This is a genomic window from Streptococcus suis, from assembly GCF_002960445.1.
GTDB classification, from domain to species: domain Bacteria; phylum Bacillota; class Bacilli; order Lactobacillales; family Streptococcaceae; genus Streptococcus; species Streptococcus hyiners.
This window is the reverse complement of the sequence record NZ_POJD01000211.1, coordinates 1-2711: the sequence shown is the minus strand read 5'-3', so window position 1 is coordinate 2711 and position 2711 is coordinate 1. Positions and strand designations below refer to the sequence as shown.

Sequence of the window (2711 nt, the reverse complement as noted above, 5' to 3'; positions counted from 1 at the left end):
ACGCTGACAGTGTACGCGATTCCATCGATGCTATTCAAAAGACTTGGGAAGCAGCAGTCTTGAAAGGTGTTGCTGACAAGACCAAAGGAAGTGCACCGATGAAGAAAGCACCACAAGAACAACCAACTGTTGAAAAGTGGGAACGTGATTTTTTGAAATAAGAAAGGAAAAATAAAATATGCCATTTGAAAATATTAACACCGCAACATCCCGTGAAAAATTCTTAGGGATTATCGAGAAAGTTGTTGCTAAAAAATCTTACTCTGCGCCCCTCTTGCTATCGAAGGATGCAGTGGAAATGAACGGGCGTTCGTTTACTGTTACAAAATCTGACACAACAGAACTCAAAGATTACAAACGAAATGCAGACAATGAATTTGACCATGCGCAAACCGAAGAGCGCACTTACACCCTGGATCAGGAAAAATACTGGGGTCGTTTTGTGGATCGTCTAGATGAGCGCGATTCAAACGGCGAAGTTAATGTCAATTATGTTGTCGCTCGTCAAGCTGCCGAAGTTGTGGCGCCGTACTTAGACCATCTTCGTTTTGACGCTCTTCTTGGTAACGTCAGCGAGAATGTCGTACCAGCTAGTACTAAAGGTACTAATAATTCTTACCAAGCTGTCTTGGATGTTTCTGAGAAATTGGATGAATTGGACGTAGTGGAAAACCGCTTGTTGTTTGTGACGCCAGCATTTTATAAAGCGATTAAGTTAGAAATTGTCAACCTTCCACAAGGGGACACCAATCAAACTGTGCTTTACAAAGGTTATGTCGGTCAGTTGGATACATTCACGGTTTACAAAGTGCCATCTAAGTACCTTAAAGGCGTCCAAGCTGTTGCGACAATCGGCGGGGTAGTCGTTTCGCCTATCCAAGTAGATGAAACGAAATATAACAACAACATCCCAGGTCGTTTTGGTGAATTGGTGGAACAATTGTTGTATACTGGTGCATTTGTCTTTGATTTTGACCAGAAATACATCATTTCTATTGCAGCGTCTAAGCCAGAAGCAAAAGTTAGTGCACAAGGCAAATTAAACATCCGTGCAGAGCAGTGGGTATCTGGTTCAACTTATGAAGCTGGTGCCCGTGTACAAAACGAAGGTAAGCTGTTTGAAGCCACTAAGAAAGTAAATTCATCCTCAACAGCTCCTGGTAGCGATTCAGCCAACTGGAAAGAGCTTGTCTAGGAGGTTCTAAATGCGCTTTAAGGTATTAAAAGAGTTTACTGATGATGAACTTGGTTTTGTTCATCGTGTTGATGATGTCATCGAACTAACCAAGGAACGTCATGAACAGATGAAGAAAAACGCTAAATTGCAAGATGTAAATTTGGCTGATTACATCGAAGAAATCAAGACCAAAGGAGCAGAAGCTCCTGCAAAATAGGGGGCGGATATGCTAGAAGATTTGAAAATATTGACAGGCGAGAGTGATTATAAAATCCTCTCGTCTTTGCTTTTGAGGGCAAAAAATATCATTTTGACTGAGACAAATCGAAGTCAGCTTACACCAGCGCTGGAAGGTTTGCAACTGGAAGTAGCACTCGAGTTGTTCAATCGCCAAGGTAGCGAGGGCGAAACATCACGAAGTGAAGGGGGCGTGTCTGTGTCTTATAAAGACGGGCTGTCAGATACTATTTTGAATGGTATTCGGAGTCATAGACTCGCAAGGGTGGCAGGTCGTGCGTTTGAAGCGAAACCGACTGAAACCATATTTGATCCGTAAAGCTGTCATAGTGACGAGTGATGAGGGTATCAAGAAAGCTACTTATGTTGTTAACACCGCAGCCCTTATTGTGCAAAAAGGGCAAGAAGCAATTGCTTGGGGAATTTCAACAGCTGCAAAGGTGGCAGACATTGCTGTTACAACTGCAATGACAGCAGCAACTTGGTTGTTAAATGCAGCCTTAGCTGTATTAACCTCACCAATTACACTTGTCATCGCAGCGATTACTGCATTGATTGCTATTGGCTATTTACTTGTGACCAATTGGGATACTATTAGCGCAGCATGTTCAGAAATCTGGGGAGCTGTCGTCGACTTCATCGGACAGGTCTGTCAAAATATCGGAAAATTCTTTTCAGATTTATGGAAAGGTGTACAAGATGTGTTTTCTGGTGTTGGCCAATGGTTTAGCCAGCGATTTACAGAAGCGTGGAATGCGATTGTGCAAGTTTTCCAAGGGCTAGGCCAATGGTTCGGAGACCGTTGGAGAGATATCGAAAACATCTTCTCTAAAGTTGGGCAATGGTTCGGAGATACTCCGTCCAGAAAACAATACAGATGTCAAACGCTTTTCCAATGGTTCTTTGCGCTTACTAAAAGTAGGAGAAGTGCCTGCCGGTTTCCGGAGTTCCGTGTCCCTTTTCTTGCCAATTGCTCACGACGGTAAAGTGTTAGACGGTACTTTGTACTTGGCTGGAACTGGAGATAGTAACTGGCTTGGAATACACAACTACAAGGATACCATGCAGTCAGCTGGTGCAGTCATGCGCTTGCCGATGTTGACCTATATCAGTGATGAGCCTTGGCCAGAGGTTTTGCCAGGCACTAAGATGTAAGAAGAGCCCTCAGCGTTTGCTGGGGGCTTTTTTCTACCATTTGTCAAGTCTATCAAGGTATTTGATGAAAAATATGTTGAGTTCAATAGTCAAAATAAGAAAATTGTTTTCTTTTGGACTAAGGTTTCGTGTAAAAAAGAGT

The 2711-nt window shown here is 42.8% G+C and carries 5 protein-coding genes; all 5 read left to right on the top strand.

Translation table 11 applies throughout. From position 1 onward, the window contains the following. Positions 1-178 precede the first annotated feature (178 nt). From C1G53_RS08790 to C1G53_RS08770, 5 genes are read left to right on the top strand one after another with little or no spacing between them, the layout of a single operon-like run. The gene (locus tag C1G53_RS08790) at positions 179-1195 is read left to right on the top strand and encodes a sugar-binding protein (protein WP_105118405.1); all 1017 of its coding nucleotides are present in this window, start codon (positions 179-181) and stop codon (positions 1193-1195) included. A gap of 10 nt (positions 1196-1205) precedes the next feature. Beyond that, entirely contained in the window at positions 1206-1394 is a 189-nt protein-coding gene (locus C1G53_RS08785; RefSeq protein WP_044669625.1) for a hypothetical protein, read from the top strand. 9 nt (positions 1395-1403) lie between these two features. After that, positions 1404-1733, top strand: coding sequence for a phage head-tail connector protein (locus tag C1G53_RS08780; protein WP_105118404.1), 330 nt, complete (start codon positions 1404-1406; stop codon positions 1731-1733). Between the two features lie 10 nt (positions 1734-1743). Next, a complete protein-coding gene (locus C1G53_RS08775; protein WP_153046683.1) occupies positions 1744-2400 on the top strand; it encodes a phage tail protein in 657 nt (218 codons plus the stop codon). A 1-nt stretch (position 2401) separates the two neighbouring features. Then, positions 2402-2569, top strand: coding sequence for a hypothetical protein (locus C1G53_RS08770; RefSeq protein WP_161941395.1), 168 nt, complete (start codon positions 2402-2404; stop codon positions 2567-2569). The last annotated feature ends 142 nt before the right edge of the window (positions 2570-2711 follow it).